Source organism: Nostoc sp., from assembly GCF_036917635.1.
Classification (GTDB): domain Bacteria; phylum Cyanobacteriota; class Cyanobacteriia; order Cyanobacteriales; family Nostocaceae; genus Nostoc.
This window is the reverse complement of sequence record NZ_JBALCW010000091.1, coordinates 1-17,837: the sequence shown is the minus strand read 5'-3', so window position 1 is coordinate 17,837 and position 17,837 is coordinate 1. Positions and strand designations below refer to the sequence as shown.

At 42.2% G+C, this 17,837-nt stretch carries 12 protein-coding genes and 2 pseudogenes; 5 read left to right on the top strand and 9 right to left on the bottom strand.

Annotated features, from left to right (window positions below; genetic code table 11):
* Nucleotides 1-16: 16 nt before the first annotated feature.
* From V7K32_RS20730 to V7K32_RS20720, 3 genes are all read right to left on the bottom strand, one after another.
* The gene (locus V7K32_RS20730; RefSeq protein ID WP_334995677.1) at nucleotides 17-391 is read right to left on the bottom strand and encodes a hypothetical protein; all 375 of its coding nucleotides are present in this window, start codon (nucleotides 389-391) and stop codon (nucleotides 17-19) included.
* A 29-nt stretch (nucleotides 392-420) separates the two neighbouring features.
* Entirely contained in the window at nucleotides 421-2,145 is a 1,725-nt protein-coding gene (locus V7K32_RS20725) for an ABC1 kinase family protein (protein WP_334995676.1), read from the bottom strand.
* A 1,093-nt stretch (nucleotides 2,146-3,238) separates the two neighbouring features.
* Complete coding sequence (locus tag V7K32_RS20720) at nucleotides 3,239-5,881, bottom strand: M1 family metallopeptidase (RefSeq protein WP_334995675.1); 2,643 nt, start codon at nucleotides 5,879-5,881, stop codon at nucleotides 3,239-3,241.
* Nucleotides 5,882-6,545: 664 nt separating this feature from the next.
* Between V7K32_RS20720 and V7K32_RS20715 the strand changes: the two genes are divergently transcribed.
* From V7K32_RS20715 to V7K32_RS20700, 4 genes and pseudogenes are all read left to right on the top strand, one after another.
* Nucleotides 6,546-8,231, top strand: coding sequence for a DUF3352 domain-containing protein (locus V7K32_RS20715; protein ID WP_334995674.1), 1,686 nt, complete (start codon nucleotides 6,546-6,548; stop codon nucleotides 8,229-8,231).
* 169 nt (nucleotides 8,232-8,400) lie between these two features.
* On the top strand, nucleotides 8,401-9,324 hold the full coding sequence (locus tag V7K32_RS20710; protein WP_334995673.1) for a class I SAM-dependent methyltransferase: 924 nt from the start codon (nucleotides 8,401-8,403) through the stop codon (nucleotides 9,322-9,324).
* Nucleotides 9,317-10,312 (top strand): PrsW family intramembrane metalloprotease, encoded by a 996-nt coding sequence (locus V7K32_RS20705; protein ID WP_334995672.1) that lies wholly within the window; start codon nucleotides 9,317-9,319, stop codon nucleotides 10,310-10,312. Before V7K32_RS20710 ends, V7K32_RS20705 begins: the two co-directional genes overlap by 8 nt.
* Nucleotides 10,313-10,344: 32 nt before the next feature.
* Nucleotides 10,345-10,947, top strand: a pseudogene (locus V7K32_RS20700) (Uma2 family endonuclease).
* Between the two features lie 107 nt (nucleotides 10,948-11,054).
* Here V7K32_RS20700 and V7K32_RS20695 read toward each other — a convergent pair.
* The 4 genes from V7K32_RS20695 to V7K32_RS20680 form a co-directional block, all read right to left on the bottom strand.
* Nucleotides 11,055-11,927, bottom strand: coding sequence for a 6-carboxytetrahydropterin synthase (locus V7K32_RS20695; RefSeq protein WP_334995671.1), 873 nt, complete (start codon nucleotides 11,925-11,927; stop codon nucleotides 11,055-11,057).
* 121 nt (nucleotides 11,928-12,048) lie between these two features.
* Nucleotides 12,049-12,750, bottom strand: a complete 702-nt coding sequence (locus V7K32_RS20690; protein WP_334995670.1) for a J domain-containing protein — start codon at nucleotides 12,748-12,750, stop codon at nucleotides 12,049-12,051.
* A 15-nt stretch (nucleotides 12,751-12,765) separates the two neighbouring features.
* The gene (gene cysK, locus V7K32_RS20685; RefSeq protein ID WP_334995669.1) at nucleotides 12,766-13,728 is read right to left on the bottom strand and encodes a cysteine synthase A; all 963 of its coding nucleotides are present in this window, start codon (nucleotides 13,726-13,728) and stop codon (nucleotides 12,766-12,768) included.
* A gap of 544 nt (nucleotides 13,729-14,272) precedes the next feature.
* Nucleotides 14,273-16,024 carry an iron uptake porin gene (locus tag V7K32_RS20680; protein ID WP_334995668.1) on the bottom strand — a complete coding sequence of 584 codons (1,752 nt, stop codon included), beginning with the start codon at nucleotides 16,022-16,024 and terminating at the stop codon, nucleotides 14,273-14,275.
* 446 nt (nucleotides 16,025-16,470) lie between these two features.
* Between V7K32_RS20680 and V7K32_RS20675 the strand changes: the two genes are divergently transcribed.
* Nucleotides 16,471-16,608 (top strand): hypothetical protein, encoded by a 138-nt coding sequence (locus V7K32_RS20675; protein WP_334995667.1) that lies wholly within the window; start codon nucleotides 16,471-16,473, stop codon nucleotides 16,606-16,608.
* A 38-nt stretch (nucleotides 16,609-16,646) separates the two neighbouring features.
* Here V7K32_RS20675 and V7K32_RS20670 read toward each other — a convergent pair whose 3' ends face one another.
* Together V7K32_RS20670 and V7K32_RS20665 are read right to left on the bottom strand one after the other, a co-directional pair.
* Nucleotides 16,647-16,928, bottom strand: coding sequence for a 4a-hydroxytetrahydrobiopterin dehydratase (locus tag V7K32_RS20670; RefSeq protein ID WP_334995666.1), 282 nt, complete (start codon nucleotides 16,926-16,928; stop codon nucleotides 16,647-16,649).
* Between the two features lie 786 nt (nucleotides 16,929-17,714).
* Nucleotides 17,715-17,837: pseudogene (locus V7K32_RS20665) on the bottom strand (photosystem II D2 protein (photosystem q(a) protein)); the annotation flags it as partial.

The window sequence follows — 17,837 nt, the reverse complement described above, 5'->3', positions numbered from 1 at the left end:
ATTTTGCTACATACATCTAAGAAAAAGAATCTAAATCTAAAGATTGCATCCCTTCGCGTTCTATAAAAGTCATCATACTTCCCAACTGCAACCAAACTAATAAACAAGTAAACAGACTAATTGGTAAACCGACTCCTAAAGCTAAAGAGGTGGGAAAGCCAAATATCTCTAAGCCTGAAGACAGAAATAGAGAAGTACCGCCAGTTATACCGATAAATGGCACTAGTAATTGTTTCAGCGAGGAACGCGGTTTAGTATTTTCTGTACGATCGCTTGGCCATTTCTGTACAATTACTTTCAAAGTACCAGATAATGCCAAACCAGATGTTAATGCTGTTAGAAAGCCAACAAGTAATAGAAAATAAGGCGGTTGCAGAGGAAAATAGTACATGAAAACTCCTGATTTATATTAAAGATTTTTTAGTTTTTGTTTGTTGACTGGTTCCCAGCAAAAGGCGCAAGGAATGTAGTTTTTGGCAGGATAGCAGCTGCGCCTTCCCTGGATAAGTCTGTTAAAATACCGATCGCTATATTTAATAAACGATCCGGTTTTAAGTCATCTTTAACCAGGTTCCACAGGCGTTGGACATCTTCGGTGTGCAAGCGGTCATCTTCGGTGAGAGCAAGCACCAGTTGTCGCCGCAGAAATTTGCCTTCTTCCGACATTAAAAATTGGAACCCCATCTGGGCTGTGGGCAAGACATCAAAGTTGTTATCGGTACGAGCGATCGCAATCAAATTCTCTAATCGCTGCCACTGAAATTTACCATCTTTAAATAACACATTCAATAATCGTCGCCGTAATTCCGGCGATTCCCCTGTCAGCAACCGCCGTGCTATATAGGGATAACCCACTTCAACAATTTTGAAATTCGGGTTGAGGCTCAGGGCAATACCTTCTTGAGTCACCAAAGAACGAATAATTAAAGCAAACTTCGCCGGGACTCGGAAAGGATATTCGTACATCAGTTCCGAAAATTCATCCGTAATAGTTTTGAAGTTAAAATCCTTGACATTTTTGCCAATGGCGTTTCCTAGCACCGCTTCTAATGCTGGCACAATCGGGCAAATATTTGTGTCTGGAGTCAGAAATCCTAATTTTACAAAATCTTCAGCTAAATCTGTGTAGTCTTTATTCACCAAATGCACTAGCGCATCCACGAGTGCTTCTTTGGTGCTTTCCTCCAACTGATCCATCATGCCGAAGTCAATATAAGCCATCCGACCATCAGGTACAGCAAACAAATTGCCGGGATGAGGGTCAGCATGAAAGTAGCCGTGTTCTAAAAGCTGTTGCAATCCTGATGTAACGCCAATTTGGATAATCGCTTCTGGATCTAAACCTGCTTCGCGGATGCGTTTAGTATCTGTCAACTTGAAGCCGTCAATCCATTCCAGGGTTAAAACGTGGATATTGGTATAACGCCAGTAAATTCCTGGAACTTTAACTTGGGGGTCGTTGCGGAAGTTGCTAGCAAATTTTTCGGCGTTGCGACCTTCATTTATATAGTCGATTTCTTCAAATAGCTTCGTGCCAAACTCGTCCACGATTAAAGTTAGGTCGTGACCAAGATTCAGGGGTAGCCAGGGAGCTACCCAACTCGCCCCCCACCGCAATAAATAGAGGTCGCGGGTGAGAGTCGGGCGTAAGTTGGGGCGTTGCACCTTGACGGCGACTTCTTCACCACTGATTAGACGACCACGATATACTTGACCCAAGCTAGCTGCTGCTACTGGGTTAGGCGACAGTTCGCTAAAGCTTTCATGAATGGGACGGTCTAGTTCTGTTTCGATAATTTTGTAAGCGATCGCATTATCGAAAGGTGGTAACTGATCTTGTAACTTGATCAGTTCTTCTAGAAAATCTTTACGGATTAGGTCAGGTCTGGTAGAGAGGGCTTGACCAACTTTAATAAAAGTCGGCCCCAGGCGGGTGAGCAGTTCTCGCAACTGGATAGCTCGTTTACCCTTGTTCTGCTCAACTTTATCTTGCCATTCGTCCCATTTGAGACTAAGTATAAATCCCGCAAAAGAGAAGATAATTCTCAGGAGTCGCCCCCAGGCTAGCCAGGGACGGTAACTATAGTAGCGAGCGATCGCGTCTGGATTATAGAGTTGTAGTTGAGCAGGTTGATACTGACCCACGCCTTTTTTTGCCTCTTCAACTGAAAAATTTACAATGATTGTTTTTCTCCTAACCCACAAGTTAGTTGCAAGTTCAGGATAGCGGTAGTCTTTTATCTAAAACAACTAGAACTCTACCCTTTTGGGATACTGTTCGCGGTTATTTTAGCCTATGTTACTGCCTAAGATTTGTTTATCTTTTTCTTAATTATACTTTATAAAACTACAACTACTTTTCTAAGTTTTAGATGATTTTATTTTTTCTTAACCATTATTTATAAAAATATAAATATTTATCTATGTCTGATTATGCAAATTTAAATAAACTGGGAACGTAAGTAACTTTATTTACTAAGAGTTATATCCGACTTTCCGCACTTCATCGTGTAATATGCGTAGATTTCCCATAGGTGGAAAAAAATGGTTAAATCAACAACATAAATCGCCAATGGTATTCAATATTAATACTTAATAATTTGAACATTATTAGGAATTTTTATTGAAAAGATAGATAATACATTTTGAAGTGCGGAATGTGGGTTATATGAATTAGTAGTAATATTACTGTCTTGGATTTAATCTTCGTTAGTATTCCCACCTCGGAATAAATTCCTCTCAAGAGGACTAAATACAAAATTTTCAGCCATGTAAAAGGCTATCTTATAGCGGTTCTGGGCTGAGTAGGTATAGAACAGAACCCCACCCCCTCTAAGAGCAAGCGAGGAGCTTGCGGGGAGGGGTTCTTGTATCTCACCAGACTGGAAAAGCTATATCTAAAAGGAAAAATTTCAGTCCACTTGAGTGGAATGCAAGCTATCAGCCCAGAACTTAAGTTCTGGGCGGGATATCGCATGAGCGCGACACTTTGACTGTTACAAAAATGTGGGTAATGACAAGCCCTTTTAAGGTGCGTACAAATTTATTTCTTTACTCTGTTTAGATGGTTGCTCTATTTACGCCGTGGCGTACTAACCCTAGAATTGTATAGTTAGGTGGAAGAATCAACCTATTACTCATAACATAATTATTTATAATTGCTATAAATTTGGTAATTGGTAGTGACTTTGCCACAATTACCAATTACCAATTAACTACTTTTAACCATCATGTAATGCTATTTAGATTTTGCCTCCAAGTTTTCTAAACGGCTTCTCAATTCCTGATTTTGTTGTTTGAGTTGGTCGAAATCTTCACGCAATTGACGCAGGGTTTTTTCTGAACCAATATTCTTTTGCACTTTAGAAATTTCTTCTTCAGCATAGCGACGTACACGCCCATCGGGTGTTTGTTCAACTAGCGATCGCAAAATTCCCACTGCTTTAGGTGTTTCCATTTGTCCTAATGCTGCTGCTACCGCCACTTGCGTTAAAAAGAAGGTTTCTTTGGCGAGTTCTGTTAATTTTTCTAAAATCCGTTCCAAATTAACCGGACTTTGACCTACAGAAATCTTTCCTAAAGCGCGAATTGTGGCTAAACGTAGGGGTTGTGGTACACCGAGTTTGGTATATTCGATCAAGAGATTTAAAGCTGCTTCCGAAGTTTTGAATTCAGCTAAACCAGCAACTGCTCCACTCCGCACGACTTCATTCCAACCCGCCTTTTCTTCTAAAACCGATTTCAGCAGCTTTAGTACCTTGTCTTCCTTGGGTTTTTCTTCCAAGTTTGCAGATGCAATCGCCCCGATCGCACGAGAAGCTGCTGCTTCCACGTAATAACTAGGATCGCCCTTTTGCGCTAACCCTTTCACAACTTTATAGCTTTCAGCAGTTTTGATTTGAGCAAGTACTTCTACTACAGATCGTCGCACGTAAGCATTTTTATCTTTTAACCCAAAAACTAACCCATCAAAGGCTTGATCTAAATTAATTTGCGCTAGTTGTTTCGCCGCTTCCACACGCACACCCCACAATGGGTCATTTTTTAGCGCCGCAGATAGTGCAATGGTAGCTTCTAACCCACCTTTTTTCGCCAAAGCTTCTGCTGCGTAAATACGTGAAATCGGGTCGGAATCAAATTCTAACTGTGCTTTTAACTCTGATATTGGATACTCCAAACTTACTGTTTTCAGGTAATTATTCTCAACATCAAAGCTGATAAATTGGGGCTTATTTTCTAGGGGAAAGTAGAAGCTTTGTTCACGTTCATTTACCCGGACAGTAAAAGTTTTGAGTTGTGAGTTATGAGTTTGGAGTTTGGAATTCTTCTTAACTCCTAACTCCTCACTCCTAACTTCTTCTTGCTGGGTATAGCCAAAACCAATAGGTATTTTTAAATCAAACAAATCCTTACTGCCATTTTGACCTTCAGCAGCTTGGGTTTGAGTTACCGTGATTTTTGCTAATTTAGCATCTCCATCCCAAGAGTAAGCTACTTTAAAATCGGGATGACCACCACGAAAAACGTATTGGTCAAAGAGGAATAAAAGATTACGTCCGGTAGCCTTTTCAATCGCCCTGAGTAAGTCTACTGTTTCTACGGTTTTGTGGGCATTATCTTGAACAAATGTTTGGATTGCTTGCCAAAATAATTCATCTCCTAATTGGGCGCGAATCATGTGATAAACACAAGATCCTTTTTCGTAAATGTGGCGATCGTAAAGCTCAATAGCTTCCCGGTAAACATGTGTTACCATCGGGCGACGATAACGGCCGCTATCTTCACTTAAGTAACGACGAGCTTCTAATAAACGATAGTAAGCTGCTTCTTGGAGACTATATTCCTGTTCTGTCCACATCACCTCAGAATAAGAAGCCATCCCTTCTTTGATCCAAGCATGAGACCAATGCTTAATTATCACCAAATCACCAAACCATTGGTGCGCGAGTTCGTGGACGACTAAACTTTCGGTATTGCGGTTATCTAAAGCGGCCCGTTCATCCAGCAAACATCTATCTGTTAACAGTGTTGTGGAGGTGTTTTCCATCCCGCCAAAAATGAAGTCATCGACGCAAACCTGGGCGTATTTTGGAAAAGGGTATGGATAGCCATACTTTTGGCTCAAAAATTCGATCATCCGGGGAGTTTTGCCCATGCTGCGTTTAGCATCTTCCTCCCGTCCCTTTTCTACGTAGTAGGTAACTGGTTTACCGTTCCACTCATCCTGAATTTCGGCAAAGTCACCTACTGCTAAAGTCATCAAGTAGGTAGGATGAACTTGTTGCTGTGACCAATGGTAGATTTTGTAATCACCATCTTCTGTGGTGTTAATCAACTCGCCGTTAGAAATCGCTACCAGAGGGTTGGGGACACGAACGCGAATTTCTGAAGTAGAGAGTTGTCCTGGGTAGTCAAAGCAGGGGAACCAAAAGCGAGAGTCTTCGTCTTCTCCTTGAGTCCAGACTTGAGTGGGCTTGTTTGGGTAGTGCTTGTCTGGTTGAATAAAGTAAAGACCACGCTGCGGTTTTGCCACTGAATAGGCGATCGCAATCAGTAAGCGTTTACCAATTTGGGTCACCTCAGCAAGTTGGATAGAAAGCTGTTCCCCGTCGTAGTCAAAATTTTGTGGCACCTCGTCCACCTGCACAGACTCGATATTCAGGTTGACAGCATCCAAAGTCAAACGGTCAATGCCATTACGGATTGGTAAGAGACGAATGCTACAATTGCCCTGATAGGAAAGCTTTGGGATATCCAAGCTGAGATCGAGAAAAATATGCTCTACCTGTCCGGGGCGATCGGGGTTGTAGTGTGGTCTTGCTCCCGGTAACTCAAAAGGTTTGTGTACGTTATTATCTGTATCAAAATAAGACTTCGACATTGATCCTTACTGACCTTGTAATCCTGAAAAGTCTGGCTTGGCTGGATGTTGTTAAGCAAAATAGCGGTGTCTAAATATATTTCCCAAATCAACAGGGCATTATGGAGGTGAGAATTCCCTTTTGGGATTGGGGGATTAAAATTAATCTCACCCGAATTTCCGAAGATCGGCTGGCGATCCTTGGACTTTTTTCCATATCCCTCCCGCATTTACTTCTACTGATGTTTTGCACTTTTTTGTCATCGAGTCAAGAGTCTCTTGCACCTCAATAAATTTTTATTAAGTACAAACACTCCTAATTATTCTTATATAGGACTCCGATTTGATTGTTGAAAACATACTAAGACTGAAAAGCCTGTTAATCAGGGTTTGATTTGAAATTTTGTTCAAAAATCAGACAGGAGTCCTATAACTTAGGATAGCTTGCCTCTGTTGAGGAGGCTATTTTGTTTGAAATGAACAGCATATCATTTGCCGATTCGCTCGCCATCTCGTGGAAATGGAAGTATTTTTTACAGTAATTATTTTAGACTGCTAGCTTATAGGACTACTAATTTTATCAGTAAATACCGATCAATGAGCGGAAATTATTAATAAAACCGAAAAATCTACAATGACACTTGTATAAATCTCAGTGACAATCTGAGCAAAAGAGGATAACAAAATGCCTGAAAGTAAATCTAAGTTTTTGATTCCTGCTGTTGGTGCTGCTGTAGTTATTGCCGGAAGTATAGCAGCTTACACGTATTTTAAAGCCCCCTCAGCAGGTAGCTCAGAGGCTCTAGGCAGCGCTAAACTAGTACCTTCAACAGCATTGATGGCAACTTATATTACTACTGACTCTCAAGCCTGGGCAAAGCTACAGCAGTTTGGCACTCCAGAAGCACAAAAATTAGTGGCTAAAGGTCTGGAAAATTTCAATAAGCAAATGTTCAGTGACAGTAATGTTTCTTATGAAAAAGACATAAAGCCTTGGGCTGGTGGTGTGATGATTGCTGTATTACCACCTAATCCTGTTAAACCGGCACAGTTGACAGCACCTTCTCAAGCACCTAATGCGCTAATCAATGTACAACAGGAATCAAATATCTTGATCGTAGTGGGAATCAAGGACAAACTCAGCGCCTTGAATTTTGCCAACAAATTAAAGTCACAAAAAGGAGTAAAATTTCAGGAATCTGACTATAAAGGTCAAAAAATTATAGAAACTACAGAAAATGGCAAGCCGACATATAGCGTAGTTTTAAATAATAGTCACTTAGTATTAGCACCCGAAAAGCAAGCTGTAGAAAAAACAATTGACACCTTTAAAGGAGAGTCTTCTTTTGCTAGTAAAGAAGGTGCAAGCAGCATCTTCAACAAAGGAGTAGATGTCAAAAACAGCCTCGCCCAAATTTATGTACCAGACTATCCAGGCATGATACAGCAATTAGCAGCCGGAAGTCAGCAGGCAAAGCAGTTAGCTCCACAAGCTCTGGCGCAACTCAAGCAGATAAAATCTGTAGTGGCGGGTATTGGTGTTGATGATGCGGGAGTGCGGGTAAAAGCGATCGCCAATTTAGATCCGCAACTAAATAAATTTCAGTATCAATCAAGTCCGGGAAAGATAGTCGGGCAATTTCCCACTGGTACTTTAGCTCTAATTAGCGGAAATGGCATCAGCCGTGGCTGGGAAACACTAGTAGAAGAGTCAAAAAATTATCCAGAAATGAAGCAAGGGATTGAACAGGTGCGAGGACAACTGAAATTTGTCAATATTGATCTAGATAAAGATATTTTTAGCTGGATGAATGGGGAATTTGCCGTTGGTGCGATTCCATCTAATCAAGGGGTGCTAGCAAGTGTTGGTTTTGGAGGTGCCTTAGTATTTGATACTAGCGATCGCAAAACTGCCGAAGCCACCTTGACGAAATTGGATACCCTTGCCAAAAACTATCAAATCGACATCGCCAACAGAAATATCGGTGGGAAAGACATAACTGAATGGCAAATCCCCAGACAAGGGGTTTTATTGGCACATGGTTGGCTAGATCAAGATACTGTATTTGTAGCTCTTGGTGGCCCTGTTGCTGAAGCGATCGGCGATCGGAATAATCCATCTCTCGACAATAGCGATGCCTTCAAAGCCGTTACTGGTTCTTTGCAAAAGCCCAACGGCGGCTATTTCTACTTAGATATGGACAAAACTCAAACTGTGCCGTTGATCAAGAGTTTAATCTCATCTGACGCCAATACTATCACCATCTTGGGTTCCATTCGTGGTCTTGCTTTTACCGCTACTAGCCATGATAAATCTACCAGTCAATTGGAGATGTTGTTAGCCCTCAAGCCAAATAATACTGCAAAATAAGTCATTGGGCATCCGGCATTGGGTATTGGGCATTGGTTATTAATTCTTGTCCCTCACTCCCTCACTCCCTCATCTCCCCCCACTCCCCACTTACAATTCAATTTGCTTCTAGACTGGCGTCCAACAAGTATGTCATAAGTATAAAAGGCTGTTAAATGCAAACTGATTTATGACTGCTGCTGTAAATACGACTCCTGGCTTCGCTTCCCGCTTGGTAAATGGCGTACTGGCAATCAAACCTTTAGCCGATCTAGCCAAGCACCAAGCTAGACAAATGATGATTAAACGTGCCGAAAGAATTGGCGTGCCTTGGACGCAAGAAGTCGAGACACTACAGGCGCGTGATTGGAGGGCTGATCTAGCTCAAGTAGAAAATCCTCAGCTTTCCTACCCCGATTACTACGTCACTTCATTCCATGCCTACAAAACTGGAAATCTCAGTTGGCAAGCCGCTTTTGAGGTAGAACCTGCTGCTTACGCTGTCCACGCTAAGATTTTGCAGGGCGCTGAAGAAGCGCAAGGCGATCCCATGCTGCGCCAAAGCTACCACAATATCCTGAAAAGTCAAATTCCTAATGAGCCGCAAGCCATCTTAGATGTAGGGTGTAGTGTTGGCTTGAGTAGTTTTGCCCTACAAGCAGTTTATCCCCATGCTCAAATTACAGGCTTGGACTTATCTCCCTACTTTTTAGCCGTTGCCAATTACCGCGCTGGGCAACGTCAAGCTAAAATAAATTGGCTTCATGCCCAAGCGGAATCTACTGGGCTACCTGATGCCTCTTTTGATTTAGTTTCCATTTTCCTGATGTGCCACGAATTACCCCAATCAGCAACCAGACAGATTTTAACTGAAATGCGGCGCTTGCTGCGTCCGGGTGGCTACTTGGCAATCATGGATATGAATCCAAAATCTGAAGTTTACAAAAAAATGCCAGCTTACATTTTGACTTTGCTCAAAAGTACTGAACCGTATTTAGATGAATATTTCGCTTTGGACATTGAGCAAGCTATTATTGAGGCGGGTTTCCAAACTCCCACTATCACTAACAATACCCACCGTCACCGCACAGCGATCGCTCAGGTGAGTGGTTGATTTTTCTCTACTGCTTTGGGCAGCAATACCACCTTTGCTGCTGCTAGGGTACTATTACTGTCGAGTGCCATTTGCCCCACCTCTGTTAAAGTTGCTGATGTTCTTTATCATCGGGGCAATATCTGGTATCTTAGCCCTTAGCCTCGAATGGGTTTTTGAAACTGTAGCCAACAGGGTTGTAGACTCGAATCAGATTAAGCTATGTCTGCCGACAAGTCGCTGCGCGTCTACCCTTACTGGAATAGCATTGCGGCAGCTTCTAGAAGTAGGGCCAATTGAAGAAGGCTGCAAGTTTGTAGCGGTTGTTGTCCCAATCTACTATTTGCAACGCAAGTATCGATTATTTGCATCTACCGTTTTCCTCTTCACCATAGCCGTTGCCCTTGGATTCACTGCCGAAGAGAATTGGATTTACCTTTTCTACGATACAGCATCAATTCTAGACCGTACTATCGGTATGCCAGTCCACGCCATGTTCTCTGCACCTTGGGGATATGCTTTAGGAATCTATATTTCCTCCAACACTCGGTTAAATCGAGACAAAAAGTTCATTTTTAGGGCTTGGCTAAATTCTGTAATCTGTCATGCCTTAGTTAATGTCTTATCTAGCGCTTGGCGTTACTCACTACCTTTAGGTTTTCTGAGTTATGGTTTATTCCCGTTTCTCTTGTGGATGTTTTGGCGACTAGAACAATTACTGCGAAAAGTCCAAGGCAAACCCGCGATTACCCTGATTTCAGACCATACACCCCAACGCCGTTACTGGCAGAGGAGTTTAGTGCTGTTTGCCCTTGTGCTGGGTGGAAATGCTATTTTTGGGCTGTTTCTCTTAGCCAGGATTCTTAGTCCCTTGAATCCGTCGAAGCTTTTTGATACTGAGATTTTGTGGTTTATAATTAGTCGCTTTTTCCTAAATCTCTTTTTCGGAGTTTTAGCTTGGGGGATTTATCGCTATTTGCGACATTCCGCTCGTCGTCGGTATTTTTAAAATATGATTTAGAAAAATGCTAGGGGGTTTCTATGCAAACAACTCCAGTGCGTTGGACGACAGATGATCTAGATTTTTTCGCTAGCGATTCTCGTTCCGAGACACTTCGTGAACGCAAAAATCGCTATGAGATTATTGATGGAGAACTATTTGTGACTAAAGCACCTCACTGGGATCATCAAACAAGCTGTGGCAATATTGTTACAGTTCTTAAGATTTGGTCAGATGAAACTGGTTTAGGTAAAGCTGCGTAGGCGTAGCCCGTCGTAGACATCGCACCTGGAATTATTTTCTCAGATTCTGACAATGTGATCCCTGATGTGGTATGGGCAAGTCATGAACGCTTAAAAAACTTACTAGATGAAGCTGGACATCTCACGGGTGCACCGGAGTTAGTAGTAGAAGTTTTATCACCCAGCGAAAAAAACGAGAAACGCGACAAGGAAACAAAGCTAAAGCTTTACTCGGTGCAAGGGGTTCAAGAATATTGGATTTGCGATTCTATGCAGAAGAAAGTTGAAGTTTATCGTCGTGAACAAGCTGCATTAAAGTTAGCAGCTACTTTATTTAATCAAGATGAGTTAACAAGTCCTTTGCTACCTGGTTTCAACTGCTTAGTGAGTAAACTTTTTTAGCTGGGCATTGGGCATTGGGGAGCCAGTGCGTTGGGCGGCAAAGCCCGACTTGAAGCAACTGGCGTCATGGGGATGATATAATTCCCTATGCCTAAATTTTCAATTACCTAAACGCTTGCCAATACTGGCTGATTCCCGGTTGCACTGACTGAATTTGATTCAGACTCAGTACAGTAGATTTCACAGGAGTTATTGGGACTTTCAATCAATTTCACTTTGTAAAGTTTAGCTCCCAATTCAAGAATTGGCGATCGCAGTAAATTACTAATGTAAAGTGCGATATTCTCAGCAGTGGGAACAACTTCGGCAAAGTAAGAAATGTCTTTGTTTAAAAAGGTGTGATCGAATGGCTCAACCACATAATCTTCTATTACTTGGTTTAATGCCCCTAAATCAACAATCATCCCAGTCCTTGGGTCAATTTCCCCTTTCACACTAACTTCTAAATGATAGTTGTGTCCGTGACCGTGGGGACGAGCGCACTTACCATAAATCTCAGTGTTTTCTTCGTTACTGAGGTTAGGGTGAGCTAGCCGATGGGCGGCGCTAAAGTGAGTACTGATGGTGAGGTAGGCTTCCATTGCGTTTCCCATATAATCTGCCCAAAGTTCAGGATGTTCAAATAACTGCACACGGACTAAAGGCAAGTGTGGTGCTAGTCGTTGCCAAATAATCCGTGCAATATTCTCAGTAGTCGGCAGAGTTTGTTGAAATTCTGCCCACGCATCGTTGAGATAAGAGAAGTCCAATTGACTGGTAACTTCCTGTTTAATTACGTGTTTCACATCAGACAAGTTCAGCACCATGCCATATTTATCCAATTCCCCGGCTAGGGAGATAAATAAGACATAGTTATGCCCGTGTCCAGGAAATCTAGAGCAAGCACCAAATTTCTCAATATTTTCAGCTTCACTCAGTTCTGGCAACCAATAACGATGACTTGCCGAAAACTGGGCGCGGCGATTAACAATACATTGCATGAGTACACTATGAGCAGAATTTAAAATTTCTTAATCTTTCTCTATTTCCAGCATAAACTAATTTCTTAGTCATTAGTCCTTTGACGTGCAGCGAAATTGACCCATGCCCAATGCCTAATGACTATGTAACAGATGCTTGTGCCTCACAGTGTAATCCCGTAGCTATGCGGAATAGTTCTTGACCCGTGTGTAAATAACGCTCATCGTAGTTCAAAGGAAAATAAGCTAATTCATCAAGTCCATCTGCTACTTGATCGAGGCTGTAGTAAAGATGAGCGGCTGTTCTTGCTAAACTAGGGGGATTCGGTAGGGAACGAAAAGTAGTTTGTGCCTGTTTGAGGTCATCTCGACAGGCTTTTAAATATTCTTGAAATTCATCTAACAACTCATCATCAAAAGGATCAGCAGCTAATTGCTCCATTTGTTCTTCTAACGAATAAAGAATGGTACAAAGTAAGCGATTTACTGGTTGGTAAACTTGGCGGAGCCATTCCTCAACTTGCTCGTCAACATCGCGTCCAGTTTTTCGTCTTGTCTGGTAATGCTTTTGTGCTGATGCTGTACGCTGTTGGCGATCGCTATTTAATTTTTGAGAATCATCTTGCAGTTGTTGGTCATAATTGCGGCGATTTTGGTTGTCGCCTAAGACTTCATAAGCTGCATTGATGCGGATTATCTGCTCTTGATCTGCTGTTTCCTGATTAATATCAGGATGAAACAACTTAACCAAGCGGCGATAAGCTTGCTTAATCTCCGCAAGGCTTGCACTTGGACTAACTTTGAGAGTTTCGTAATGGTTAGAAACGTGCTTAGAATTGACCATTAATTCAATTTATCGTTAGCTGATGCTAGCGGCTAACCTTGTTTCCAGGTCTTGGAACAACGGTGTACTCAAATACCTCTCACCAAAACTGGGCTGAATCATCACAATTAAACGACCCTTATTTTCTTGACGTTGGGCGACGCGAATTGCTGCACATAAAGCTGCTCCACTGGAAATACCAGATAGTAGCCCTTCTTCTTTTGCCAAACGCCGACTATAAGCGATCGCTTCTTCATCGGTGACGGTAATCACTTCATCTATCAATTTTATCTTGAGAACTTGGGGAATGAACCCAGCCCCAATTCCTTGGATTTTGTGTGGCCCTGGCCTTCCCCCAGATAAAACTGGGCTATTGGCTGGTTCAACAGCGATCGCCTTAAAACTAGGCTTGCGTGCTTTAATCACTTCTGCTACACCAGCGATCGTACCACCTGTTCCCACCCCTGCCACGATCATATCTACTTGTCCATCGGTATCTTCCCAGATTTCAATAGCTGTAGTTTCCCGATGCACTTTTGCATTAGCTGGATTGCGGAACTGCTGCAACATATAAGTATTTGGCATAGTATTAACCATTTGTTGCGCCCGCCCAATTGCCCCACTCATGCCTTCCATCCCTGGCGTTAGTTCTACTTCTGCTCCATAAGCCCGCAACATTGCCCGTCGCTCCGCACTCATTGTCTCTGGCATTGTCAAAATTAATCGATAACCCTTAGCTGCTGCTGCCATTGCTAGGGCAATTCCTGTGTTTCCAGAAGTAGGTTCTACCAATATTGTCTTAAGAGGAGTAATCAGCCCCTCTTCTTCGGCGGCGTTAATCATACTCACCCCAATCCGATCTTTGACTGATGCCGATGGGTTCATACTTTCCAGTTTCACCACAATTTTTGCAACACATCCTTCTGTTTGGGGAATGCGGTTCAACTGTACCAGGGGTGTACGACCAACCAGTTCTGTAATGTTACGAGCAATTCGCATAATTTAGTCCTTAGTTGTTAGTCAAAAGTCATTAGTCATTAGTCATTGGTAAGTCCAGTCCTGTTCGGTTTTGTCGTTCCTGTTAAATTTTTATATTCAATCCCTTCTCCCAAGGGGAGACGCTGCGCGAACGCGTTCAGCAGTCGCTCATGGGGGAAACCCCCAAGACCGCGCTGCTTCACCAAAATTCAAAATTTCTCTTGAAAAGTTCTGTTCGCCGGCAAGCAACGCTTAGGAACATGGATTAAATAAAATGCAAAACTTCATCCTCTATCACCATTCCTCTCCAATACATCGGAGAGGGATTGAGGGTGAGGTAAGCCAGGGACATAATTTGTATCTTATTTAATTCTTATTCCTTAAACTTTCCCCAAAACCTAAAACTGGCAGAGTTAGAAGTTTTTAATTGTTAACTCAGAACTTTTAACACTCTTAACTTTTCTAGTATACTCCGGTTAGCTACTGGGGTTTATTACCAACAACAAAAAGCCCCGCCTAATGGCGGGGAGCAATAAAGTTAAATTATTAGCAGATTGTCAATATTCTAGAAGGTGAAAGTTGTTCTCAGGGTACCGATAATCGCATCATCAGTACCACTGTTCTGACCAGGAGAAGTCAACCAAATTACACCAGGGGTAATTGCGACGTTATCTGACACGCGATATTTGTAGAAGCCTTCAAAGTGATAAGGTACATCATTATTACCACCAAAACCTGGACGGTTAAACGAATAAGGTTCTGCACCAGCAAAAAGACCCAAGACGTTACCCTTTTTACCAAAATCAGGTAATGCTACCCCTAAACCGTAGCTCCAAGCCTTATAATCATCACCCAAACCGGAGCCCATCACATCGTGGTAAGAGACAAAGCCACTAATAGACAGTTTGTCGCTAGGTCTAAACGCAGCTTCCACACCGTAGGAATTACTTGAAGATGAGCTTAGAGTATTTGTTGCACGATTACCTAAAAAGTTAGCTTGTCCAGTACCTACTGCAAGAAGCTCTGGGTTTGATGTCGAACCCGAGTTGAATAAAGAACCGCCGCCTCCATTATATCCGTGGACGTAGGTAGCAGCTAAAGCTACACGATCGCCAACACTAAAGTTCAACTGTCCTAAAGCAGCATAGTTGCCGTTGGCCAGACCTGAACTAAGACCAGTAATACCAGTACCAGGATCGTTAGCTTGGGATGCCAAGTAACCAGCAGTTATTGAGCTATTTCCTAGTATGCCGCCACCTTTACCAAGAGGTAGATTGAGCGCTATACCGGCACCGCCACCAATCCGATAAATGGGACTTTCAGAAGCAAAGGTAGACAAAGCACCATTACCACCGTCAGTTTGGTCAAAAAAGTAAGGATTATTGACAGAGGCATAATGGCTGTGCCGTCCACCACTAGCTGCTAGATAAACTTGGGCTGGGCCTATGGGAACTTCATAAGTCAAACGATCTATTTTGACACTGTTGTTACCATCGCCAGCACCAACTTGAAATGTTTGTGTGCCTTCAGAAGTACCGACAGGATTACCAGCGTTATCTCTTAGTGAAAAGGCTTGTGCATTACCTGCTGCCAGACGTGTGTGTAAAACGTCTCTACCAGTAAAGCTGGTTTGCAAGTCTAAACGTACCCGATCTTGGAAGACGGTGTTGTTATTGTCGCTGGTCTTACCCCCAAACACATCACTAACCGCAAAAACAGCTTCACCAACTAGTTTTGTGGTAGTGGAGAACTGATTAGCTTCTAATTCAGCAGTTCGTGCTTCTAAAGAATCAACCCGACCACGTAGGGTTGCCAATTCTGCGGCAAATTCTTCTTGTAACCTTTGTAAGGTGGCTAAATCTTGTTTGGTTACCAAGTCAGCTGTTGCTGTGGCAATCAATTCGTTAACCCTATCCAAACAGGCATTCAAACCTGCGGCAAATTCATAACGGGTTAAAGCACGGTTACCGCGATAAGTAGCATTTGGGTAACCTGCAATACAACCATAACGCTCAACCAAGGACTGCAATGCTTGGAATGCCCAGTCGGTGGGTTGTACGTCGGAAAATTGAGAAACCGATGTTACTTGAGACTGAGAGTTATTTTGGTTGCCTTCGTTGCTGTAGCGATTAACTTGGTCTATGGTTGTTTGAGCCAGTATTTCTGGCTGTTGAACAACTTCAGTTACACCTGGTTGTGCGACTGGTGATACAACAGTTGTTTTGTTTGGGGCTGCAATTGCGGTTGCCGAAACTAACAATGTCGCTCCCAAAACTGCTGGGCTAACCACTAAGGATTTCCACAATATACTAGACATCTCTTTCCTCCTCACACCTTGTTTAGATAATTGTATTCGTTGCACCTAAAATTTCAAAAATGCGACATCTCATTGAAACCACTGGATGAGGCATAGTTGCCACTACTACAATTTTAGTTTTTGCAAAGCTAATAAACGATTAACTTAGGGTTAAAAACTTATGTGATTAACTTATGCAAAAACATATCTTTATATCATAACATTATAAAACATCGAATCTAGATGGCAAGATTGGAGCGATCGCCTTAATAACTGTCACATATAATTATCTAAATATCTAAGCAGGGACTAGAATCTAGGGCATTCGCTCGCTACTTCGGCTAGATTGCTCTAAGCTTAGACACTTAGCATGTCAGTAAAAATTCCTTCTTACACTTAGCCCTGTTAAAATTCACAGACTGATTAAAACATATTGACTCAGCTATACAAATGTAGATAAAGCTTTCATGCAGGGTAGTTTATCTGCTATTGCGATCGCAAACACCAGCTTAAGAATCAAGAGTTTTGAAACCAGCGCACTCCAAAGTAAAACCCGTAGTCCTAATCTTAAAGCTTGGTACACCCTGCGTTTCTCGTCGCGGTGACTTACACTTATTTAGTTCAAGATGTCAGAAAAAATCACTTAGTTAATTTGGGAAATCGCCCGCGCTAAATCAAAGTCAGCCTGCGTCAGTCCGCCTGCATCATGTGTGGTGAGTGTAATCTTCACTTTGTTGTAGGAAATCTCTATATCTGGATGATGTCCTGCCGACTCAGTAGGCTCCACCAGCTTACCCGCAAACTCAATTGCTTGGATAAAATTATTGAATGTGCGGGTAATCTGCAAGTTGGAGCCTTGAACAGTCCAACCTGACAGAACCTTTGCACTTTCTTGAATTTCCGCTTCAGTGAGTAGTTGTGCCATATCAAAAAATTCCTAGTTGTATTATTTAGACCACATTATGTATTTTATTAAATAAAATTCCTTTTATTCTCCACAAAGATAACGATGGCAGGATCAACTAGGGAATAATGCCTCTGTGCATATTTAAATCAGACTTATTAAATAGACGCTATTACTCACATCTGGTCAGATCCCAAGGTTTGATGCAAGATATTTTTATTTTTAATAAAATTTAAACATGTTGGCTTTGCCGCCGCAGCGATCGCCATCTAAGTTTTTAAAACTGACCGTTCATAAATTAAAAATTACCCATAAAAAACTATCCGCTCTGAGTTAGATCAGATGATCTAACTCAGAGCGGTCTAGCGGGTCTTCAGGTTGCAACCAGACTGCCGGAAGGAACTCCGAGCTTGCCTAGCTAGTTGAGCTAACTTAGTATCTCAAAGATAACTAAGGCTAACTTTTAGAGAACAGCCCCGGCACACAGCCGGCTAACTGCAACCTGATGACCCATGCATTTACTACTTTCTATCATGGGCATCACCTCCTTGTTGCCTAAGCGGTCTTAGTCTCAAAAGGGCAGAGCATTTACTCTGGGCTTATAACCTTCATCTAAGATAACACATAAATTTAGAGATATTAACGATCTATAAAAAATAAAAAAATCTCCCGCCTTTTGGTGGGAGATGACTGGAGAATGGGAAATCTTGACACTTTATTGGCTTATGCCAAAGAGATTATTTAATCTGGTTAGTGTCTATTTTCGGCAACCACAACCATGACTTAAGTCATGGTCAGCTTTCAATATTAGAGAGCGTTACCGCGAGGTAGAACTTCCTCAGGGAATACAAATTGTTCGTGGGGTTGATCTTGAGGAGCCATCCAAGCGCGGATACCCTCATTCAGCAAAATGTTTTTGGTATAGAAGGT

Bases quoted from the DNA above. Each gene is read 5' to 3' on its own strand.
- V7K32_RS20715 (WP_334995674.1), top strand. From the start codon at position 6,546: ATGCCTGAAAGTAAATCTAAGTTTTTGATTCCTGCTGTTGGTGCTGCT.
- cysK (WP_334995669.1), bottom strand. From the start codon at position 13,728: ATGCGAATTGCTCGTAACATTACAGAACTGGTTGGTCGTACACCCCTG.
- V7K32_RS20720 (WP_334995675.1), bottom strand. From the start codon at position 5,881: ATGTCGAAGTCTTATTTTGATACAGATAATAACGTACACAAACCTTTT.
- V7K32_RS20675 (WP_334995667.1), top strand. From the start codon at position 16,471: ATGCAGGGTAGTTTATCTGCTATTGCGATCGCAAACACCAGCTTAAGA.
- V7K32_RS20730 (WP_334995677.1), bottom strand. From the start codon at position 391: ATGTACTATTTTCCTCTGCAACCGCCTTATTTTCTATTACTTGTTGGC.
- V7K32_RS20710 (WP_334995673.1), top strand. From the start codon at position 8,401: ATGACTGCTGCTGTAAATACGACTCCTGGCTTCGCTTCCCGCTTGGTA.
- V7K32_RS20695 (WP_334995671.1), bottom strand. From the start codon at position 11,927: ATGCAATGTATTGTTAATCGCCGCGCCCAGTTTTCGGCAAGTCATCGT.
- V7K32_RS20680 (WP_334995668.1), bottom strand. From the start codon at position 16,024: ATGTCTAGTATATTGTGGAAATCCTTAGTGGTTAGCCCAGCAGTTTTG.
- V7K32_RS20690 (WP_334995670.1), bottom strand. From the start codon at position 12,750: ATGGTCAATTCTAAGCACGTTTCTAACCATTACGAAACTCTCAAAGTT.
- V7K32_RS20670 (WP_334995666.1), bottom strand. From the start codon at position 16,928: ATGGCACAACTACTCACTGAAGCGGAAATTCAAGAAAGTGCAAAGGTT.